Source organism: Mycobacterium innocens, from assembly GCF_900566055.1.
Lineage (GTDB): Bacteria > Actinomycetota > Actinomycetes > Mycobacteriales > Mycobacteriaceae > Mycobacterium > Mycobacterium innocens.
Genome location: NZ_UPHQ01000011.1, coordinates 25,662 through 33,597, shown reverse-complemented (window position 1 = coordinate 33,597; position 7,936 = coordinate 25,662). Strand labels below are relative to the sequence as shown.

General features: G+C 67.0%; 8 protein-coding genes. 3 read left to right on the top strand and 5 right to left on the bottom strand.

The genetic code is table 11. The features are described from left to right. From EET03_RS30000 to EET03_RS01570, 3 genes are all read right to left on the bottom strand, one after another. The coding region (locus tag EET03_RS30000) for a DUF7159 family protein (RefSeq protein ID WP_167470567.1) at positions 1 to 1,169 on the bottom strand (1,169 nt) is incomplete at its 3' end. A gap of 228 nt (positions 1,170 to 1,397) precedes the next feature. Next, complete coding sequence (locus EET03_RS01575; RefSeq protein WP_075543892.1) at positions 1,398 to 3,296, bottom strand: Hsp70 family protein; 1,899 nt, start codon at positions 3,294 to 3,296, stop codon at positions 1,398 to 1,400. 153 nt (positions 3,297 to 3,449) lie between these two features. Then, entirely contained in the window at positions 3,450 to 4,679 is a 1,230-nt protein-coding gene (locus EET03_RS01570) for a hypothetical protein (RefSeq protein ID WP_122508711.1), read from the bottom strand. A gap of 43 nt (positions 4,680 to 4,722) precedes the next feature. Between EET03_RS01570 and EET03_RS01565 the strand changes: the two genes are divergently transcribed. After that, positions 4,723 to 5,235, top strand: coding sequence for a nuclear transport factor 2 family protein (locus EET03_RS01565; protein WP_075543890.1), 513 nt, complete (start codon positions 4,723 to 4,725; stop codon positions 5,233 to 5,235). Between the two features lie 9 nt (positions 5,236 to 5,244). Here EET03_RS01565 and EET03_RS01560 read toward each other — a convergent pair whose 3' ends face one another. Next, positions 5,245 to 5,901, bottom strand: a complete 657-nt coding sequence (locus EET03_RS01560; protein ID WP_063472987.1) for a L,D-transpeptidase family protein — start codon at positions 5,899 to 5,901, stop codon at positions 5,245 to 5,247. 102 nt (positions 5,902 to 6,003) lie between these two features. Then, positions 6,004 to 6,672: a phosphatase PAP2 family protein gene (locus tag EET03_RS01555; RefSeq protein ID WP_075543895.1), complete on the bottom strand. Its 669-nt coding sequence runs from the start codon at positions 6,670 to 6,672 to the stop codon at positions 6,004 to 6,006. Between the two features lie 57 nt (positions 6,673 to 6,729). Here EET03_RS01555 and EET03_RS01550 point away from each other — a divergent pair, with 57 nt between their 5' ends. Together EET03_RS01550 and bluB are read left to right on the top strand one after the other, a co-directional pair. Next, positions 6,730 to 7,212: a hypothetical protein gene (locus tag EET03_RS01550; RefSeq protein WP_075543889.1), complete on the top strand. Its 483-nt coding sequence runs from the start codon at positions 6,730 to 6,732 to the stop codon at positions 7,210 to 7,212. A gap of 55 nt (positions 7,213 to 7,267) precedes the next feature. Continuing rightward, a complete protein-coding gene (gene bluB / locus EET03_RS01545; protein WP_063472989.1) occupies positions 7,268 to 7,918 on the top strand; it encodes a 5,6-dimethylbenzimidazole synthase in 651 nt (216 codons plus the stop codon). The last annotated feature ends 18 nt before the right edge of the window (positions 7,919 to 7,936 follow it).

Sequence of the window (7,936 nt, the reverse complement as noted above, 5' to 3'; positions counted from 1 at the left end):
GGCCTCGCCGGCGCCGCATCGACCGCCGTTCGGGGCGGCTGGGCAACCACCGGAGGCGGCGCCGGCGAGGCCGGTGGCGGAGCTGCCTCCGGAGGCGGGGCCGCCTCCGGCGGCGCCGCCGGCGCAGAGCTGGGAGCAGGCAACTGCACCTGCGGCGGTGTCTCCGGCCCCGCCTGGACCGGGGCCGTGGTGACCGCGCCCTCGGGCGGGCTGGGCTGCGGAGCTGCCATCGGCCGGATATCCGACGAGATCACCATCAGCCCGGCCGCGAGGGCCGCCGCCGCGGCCAGGGCGCTACCGGCCAGCTTCACCGGCCGGCGGCGTCCAGCGATCTCGTCGTCTTCGTCGTCGAGGGCGCTGTAGGCCAGGGCACCCTGCCCGGGATGGGCATGAGCACTGACGTCCAAGTAGGTCGGGCTCAGGGCGCGCGGATTCACTTCGCCGGTGCCCGGGTCCAGCGCATAGGCCAGCGCGGCCGTCGACGACACGAAAAGCGGCGCATTCGCCGACGCCAGCGCCGCGCCGCGGGCCAGCGCCATGTCGGGCTCCTCGGGGACGCTCACCACCAGCGATGTCGCGCCCTCCAGCACGGGTTTGACCGGGACAATGTCGACCCCGCAACCGATCAGGAACACCCCGTCCGCCCGCGAACCCGCCGCGTCCAGACCGGAGACCATCGGCGCCAGTTCGGTCGCTACGGCGCTGTGGGCGCCAAGGGACTGCCGATGCAGGTCGACGATCGAACCGTCGGTGACGTCGATGACTGCCATCGTCGCACTGCCGGCCTCGACGAACAGCATCGCGATGTGCTGATAGTCGAGCGCGGCGCCGACGGTCTGTGCCAGGGCGGCCGCAGCGAGCAACGGCGAGACCAACATGACGCTTCCGATGTCGCGGGCGGCAAGCTCGTCACGCAGCGCACCGGCACCGCCGGGGTCGATCCACGTCACCCCGGTCGATGTCAACCAGTAGCCGCCCTCGGCCGCGCCCTGGCGGGTGCCGACAATGGCCGCAATCGCCTCGGCGGCCGCCGCCGAATTCGCCGAGTCCGGCGACACGGCGACCTCGAAGCTCTCTTCCTCGACGGTGGCACCATCGGCGTTTTCGCCTTCGATCAGCACCAAGCGGACCGCCGAGGGCTCCATTGATACCCCAAGTACGATGTCCATCTGGCCCTCCAAGGCCATGTGGTAACTAGCCATGGGGGTCTAAGGCGGACGAGCGTACCGTGCCGGCCGCCGTCGACAATCCTCACGCCGCATTGCTGGTGCGACTAGTTACATCCAAATAGCTGGCGCTTATATAAAGTTGTGCCCAATTCGGACACTACTCGCGTCCAGCAGGTCGCGGACCCGTTCTGGTTAAGCTCAAAGCTGACTGCCAGGCGCGGAGTCGGCTCAGGGGGTGCCGGAACTCGCGAACGGGTTTTGCGGCCCTTGAGGCTGCTGGGTCTGCGGCGCCGGGTTTTGCGGAGCCTGATTCGCCGGCACCTGAATCGGTATCGGCACGGGCAGCAGCGGGACGTGCAACCATTCCGTGGTCATCTTCACCGTCGAGGTAGTGGTCGGTGCTTCTTCGGTCGTGGTGTCCTCGGGCTCGGCCGTCGTGGTCGGCGTCGCCATGGTGGTGCTGGTCGGCCGGGGACTCGTGGTGGTGGTGAGCCGAGGCGCGGTTGTCGTGGTCACCACCGGTGACGGCGCCAGCGTCGACGTCGGCGGCGGCGCCGTCAACGTCGGTGATGGCGGTGGTGGCGGCGCGACACTGGTAGGGGCCGGTGCCGCACTGGGCACCGGCACCGAGCTGGGCGGCGGCTTGACCGGGCTGGGCACCGCCGCACTCGGCCGCAGCGACACGGAGGGCGCGGGCGGCGGCACCACACTGGGCACCACGGGAGCCTGGCGCCGCTCGACGCCGGTCAAGGTGAATGCCACACCGCCGATCGCGGTCATCGCCACCACCGCGGAGAGCCCGATCAGCAGCTGAGAGAACCGCAACCGGCGCCACGGTGATTCTTTGGGCGGCTCGATCACGTTCAAGCGCATCGACCAGCACGGGCCGTCCTCGTTGTACGAGTCACCCTCGAACCGCACCGGCACGTCGCCCGGGAAGTCCGTTTGCGACCAGGCCAGCTCGCGATCGGTCACCGCCTCCTGGTCGATCACCATCACGTCGCCGGCGGGCAACTCGATCAGGGCGGTACCGGACGCGGCCGCAGCCCTGGCCATCAACCCGACGGACGTGCGAGTGCGGAAGTCCAGCTCTCGTCCACCGGCAGCCAGCAACAGCGCACCGGCTGCGGCCGCGCAGGCCGGCTGCGAAACAGTCAGCACCGGGAGCCGGGTGTGAAAGGAAAGGCGTTGAGTGACAAGCGGAATACTGGCGCCACCGCCGACGGTGACCACCGCCGCCAGGTCGGTCCAACTCGCCTTGTTGCGCGCCAGCATGTCGTCGAACGCGTAGATGAAACCGGTCAGCCGATCTTGGATCAGGTCATCGAGCGTGTCCCGGGTGAGCCGGAACGTAGTGCTGGTTCCGGCCAGCTCTGCAGCCAATTCCGTGACAGCGTCGGTGGATAACCGCTCCTTGGCCTCTCGGCACTGTTCCTTCAGCAGTCCGAGCTGGGCGACCGCGGCGGTGCCGGCCTGATCGATGTCGTCGTGGCCGAGCCGGTCGATGACATGCAGCAGTATCGCCTGGTCGATCTGTTCACCGGAGAAATCCTCGTAACGCAGTGTGGCGCCTACCGGTTCGAAATCGGACGCGGTCTCCACCAAAGTGGCGTAGGAGGCGGAGCCACCGAAATCGAGCAAACCGACCACGCCACCGGCCGGGATAGCCAGTTCGGTGTTCGCCGCCGTCATCGCCGCGATTACGTCGGGGACCAGCTGCGGCGCCATACCGCTACGCACGAAGCCGACGTGCGTGCGCAGGGCGTTGCGCAGCGCTTGGACAGTTCCGGGTTTCCAGTAAGCGGGGACGGCGATCGCGATCTCCGACGAACTCGCGTCCGCCCCGGCGGCGACCACCATCGCGTCCAGCGCCTCGACCGTCAGCAGATCCGGATCGTGAGCCGACCCGTCCGGCGACACCAGGGCAACCGAGTCGCCGACGCGTTGCACAAACCCACTCATCAATGTGCCGGACTCGGCCACGTCCGGGTTACCGCCGAGCACACCGATTTTCGGGGCGCAATGCGGGTACAGCGTCAGCACAGCGCGACGGACGACCGGACTGCTTTGGTTAGCTGCCGCAACCAGGTTCGTGGTCCCGATCGACAACCCCAGCGGGTCGTACATAGAGCGGATACTTTCGTCGATAGGGTCGAAGGCCAGGGTCAACCATAGCCGCGGGCATACCGTATTGGGTTCGCTCCCAACCTCATTGGTATGCGGTCGATGCCGTGTCGTCACCGAAAAGGTACAGCCATCGCCTTGACATACGGCGTGGGGTCAGACCGCGGTTATCGGCAGCGAACGCCTGAGCTGGAATACGAAGCTCGACCCGCCACTTACCTTGGCCACCAACACCTCCGGCAATTCGGATGCCGGGGTCTCGGTTTTCACCAGTTCGGCGGTCCACTCGGTGTTCGTCCCGCCGACCCGGACGGCGACGTGCGGGTCGACCGCGGTGGCGATTGCCTGCAGCGGTTGTCCGGATTCGGGTGTGCACAGCGAAATCCATGCGGCGTCGTCGTGCCCCGGCGAGCGGTGCAGAATCAACCTGTCCTCCGCCGTCTCGGCCTCGATATAGCCGGCGGGGTTGAACAGCGGGTGCAACTCGAATACCCGTAACACGCCGTCGAATCCGCCGGGCAGGGCCAGTGCGCGGTGGATGCGTTCCGCGGCCAGCCCGGCTATCCCGATCAACTGGCGGGTGCTGATCGACCGGGCCAGTTCGGTGTCCGCGCCGGCGCGTTTGCCGACCGCGATGGCGAACGACAGGTAGAGCAGGTGTATTTGCAGGCATACTTCGTCGGCTGTCCGCACCAGCGCCGAGTGGGAGAAGGCACCGAAGTCAAGATCGGACAGCAGCGGGCCCGCATAGTCGGCCAGTCCGTCGCCGGAAGAGTCGATGGCCGCCAATTCCCAACGGGCAGCTTTACTTTGCGCAACGACGTCCAGCGCCGGGATGCCCCGGGCCTCGGGGTGGGACTCGTCGATCACGACGGTCCACGCGCAGTGCGGATCCCGGTCGGGCGGCACCCGCGGCGGCCGGTGGATGGGCCGGACCTGCGCCCGCGGGTTGGTGGCCACGGCCGTGGCGTCGAAGGTCGGGTCTTCGATGGTGTGGCACATGCCGAAGACGTACTCGTCGCCCATCGGTTCGACATCGAGCAGCGCACCGCAGTGGTCGAGGCGGAATTCGCCGTGCCAGCGATCGTGGACGATGAAGCGGAAATCCATGAATTGCGGCGGAGCGCCGATGTCGAGTTGCAGGCCCTTGAAGATGGTGGGCACATCGTCGCCCTCGAAGTTCAGCGCCTGTTGCATGCGCTTGGTGTAGATCGGGCTGGCTGCGGCCCACTCCTCGATCGCGATCTGCAGCATCTCCTCGCGACCGAACGCCTGGATGCACCACGCCATGCCGGAGCGGTCGATCAGCTGCCCGATCAACAACAGTTCGGGCACCAGGACTGCCAGCTCAGCGCGGGACAACCCGGCGTAGCGGGATCGGCTCATGCCCCGACGATAATGTCGGCGGCGAACGTGCTGCAATGACGTGATGAACCCTGCAGACCTGGCGGCCCTGGCGGCGGATGTCGCGGATGTCGCCGATGTCAAGGATGTCGAAGCAATCAAACGGATCAAGTACCGCTATCTGCGGGCCCTGGACACCAAGCACTGGGACGACTTCGCCGACACCCTGACCGAGGATGTGCGCGGCGACTATGGGTCGTCGCTGGGCAAGGAGCTGCACTTTTCCAACCGCGGCGACGTGGTGCAATACATGCGCTCGGCGTTGGGGCCCAACATCATCACCGAACACCGGGTGACGCACCCGGAGATCACGGTGACCGGCGACACCGCCACGGGCCGCTGGTATCTGCAGGATCGCGTCATCGTTGCCGAAGCCAATTTCATGCTGATCGGCGCGGCGTTCTACCGCGACGAGTATCGGCGCACTGCCGACGGTTGGCGGATCAGCGCCACCGGATACGACCGCACCTACGAGGCGACGATGTCGGTGGCCAACCTGGGGTTCACCGTGCGACCGGGCCGCGCATTGGCTGACTGACGGCCCCGGTTACTTCGCGATCGCGATCACCGCGCCGGGCCGCAACCATCGGATGATCTGCACCAGCGTGGCATCGTCGATTGCCACGCATCCCGCTGTGGGTCCGCCGTCGGTGGTGTGGAAAAAGAATGCGGCACCGCCGCCGGGCACCTTGTTCTTGTTGACGCCCATCACCACCGAATGCTTGTACTGCGGGATCTGCAGGTTCTCACTCTCGGCGGTGTTGAACGGGCATTGAGCCTTCTGACACACCTGCATCGTGTTGAAGGTGGGGCTGTGGTCGTCCCCACTCCACCAGTGGTTGGGTCCGACTTGCGTATACGGAAGTCCGCCACCGGGATTGGGCGCGGTGCCGAAAGCCGAGTCCAGGCTGTAGACGCCCATCGGGGTAGCCGGATAACCGCTCTTGGCCTGCGGCGCCATTCCCGCCGAACCGACATGGGTGGGAATCCCGGTCTTGAGGGGCTGCCAACCGGCGGCGGTGCGCTGGTACACATCCATTTTCGCGGTAGAGCCGCCGGTCGAAACCACCGAAACCACCTGGGTGGCATTGCCGACCGAGTTCGCGAACCACGGATTGCCCGCCGCGACGGTCACCGGGGCGAATCCCAGGGCCGCTCCGGCCAGGCACACCGCAGCACACAGTACAGCTCCCAGTCGGTGCATCGGTTCATCGTCAAGGGGACGAAACCTCAGGGTCAAGTAAAGGTTTAGTACCGGTTGGATCACTGCGCCGAGACACTGCGAAAAGCACCGCGCCGCAGGGCGTCAGCGGGCTTCGGCAAGCCGGGCCGGCTCCGCACCCGTTACCGGTAGCGGCCGAAACACCCACAGGCACACCAGGAAATACACGTATCCCAGCAACCATCCCGCGATCACATCCGACGGGTGGTGCACATTCAAAGCCACCCGGGCGGTGCCGACCGTCAACACACCCAGCGCGGCCACCGCGACCGAGACGACGCGCACCCACCGCTGACTCGTCAACGGCAGCAGGAAGATCAGCAGCGCAAGCACACTTGCCGTCAACTCGAGCGCATGTCCGGAGGGGAACGAGGTCGATGGCGCGGCGACGAACTCGGTCACCGGTCGTGGCCGCCCGGCCAGATCCTTGGCGGCCATCGTGACCAATCCGTTGAGCGGCAAACAGGCCAACAGCAACAGCGCCATCCGCACCTTGTGCTGCAACGCCGCAACCACCGCCATCACCATGCCGATCAGCCGCATGGGGATCGGGCCCAGCACGAACGACACTCCGACCCAGAAGTCCACCCAGGCCGGATGCTTGATCCCGATGTCGTGCGCGGCGTTCAACAACGACCAATCCAGGCCGTGCACCCAACCCCAGTCCTGGCGGTGCCCCACCCACAAAAGGGCGTAGCCGACGGTCGCAGCCGCCGCGAGCATCACGGCCACGCTGATCGGGCGACGGATCACGTTCAACGGATACCAGGCGACGGTGCAGCCCGGCCCGAGCGGGCCCATACTGGCCTCATGGCGGTGATTTTTCGCAGAATGTTCGGCATCGGCAAGCTACCCGCCGACTTGCGGGATCAGCTAGAAGCCGAAGGACTCATCTACCTCGAAGAGTATGTCGCGGTCACCAGGCGGTTCACCGGCGCAATTCCCGGTTTGCGGGTATCGCACAGCATTGCCAGCTACCCGGGCGCGCTGGCGTTCACCGAGCAGCGGGTGCTGGGAACGCTCTCGTCGCTGCCCAAGCTGGCCGGCCGGGCCGTCGACGTGCGCTGGGACGCGCCGCAGACCGGCGCCGCAACCGCCGAGATCTCGTCGACGGGACTGCAACTGGATCTCGACGTCGCCGATGTCGACCCGCGGTTCCACGGCCAGCTGTCGCTGCACTTCAAAACGGACATCGGCGAGGACGTACTGGCTCGGCTGCCGCTGCGGTCACTTGCCTTCGACGTGCCGCCCGAATACGTGTTCCGCGCGGTCGGAGTTACCTACAGTCCCTGATCCGGGTAGTCCCCGATCCGGGCCGCGCGGGCCGCACCTTTTCTACGATGACCGGGTGACCGAATTCGCGTTCACCGCCGCCGAGCGGCAGGCGGTGTATCGCGTGATCTCCGAACGTCGGGACATGCGCCGCTTCGTGCCCGGCAGCGTGGTGCCCGAAGAGGTGCTGGCTCGGTTGCTGCACGCCGCACACGCCGCGCCCAGTGTCGGTCTGATGCAGCCCTGGCGGATCATCCGGATCACCGATGAGGCGCTGCGTAACGACATCCACGCCCTCGTCGACGAGGAGCGCGCGCGGACGGCACACGCCCTGGGCGAACGGGCCGAGGAGTTTCTTGCGCTCAAGGTCGAGGGCATTCTCGAGTGCGCCGAGCTGCTGGTGGTGGCGCTGTGCGACAACCGGGACGTGCACATCTTCGGCCGGCGCACACTACCCCAGATGGATCTGGCGTCGGTGTCCTGCGCGATCCAGAATCTGTGGCTGGCGGCTCGCGCCGAAGGCCTCGGCATGGGTTGGGTGTCGCTGTTCGATCCCCGACGGTTGGCGGCACTGCTGGAGATCCCCCCCGATGCGGAACCGGTGGCAGTGCTGTGTTTGGGCCCGGTGCCCGAGTTTCCGGAACGGCCGGCGCTGGAGTTGGACGGCTGGGCCGTCGCGCGGCCACTCCCGGAGTTCGTCTGGGAGAACCGCTGGGGACAGGCTTGAACCTCGCCGGTTCGGTCG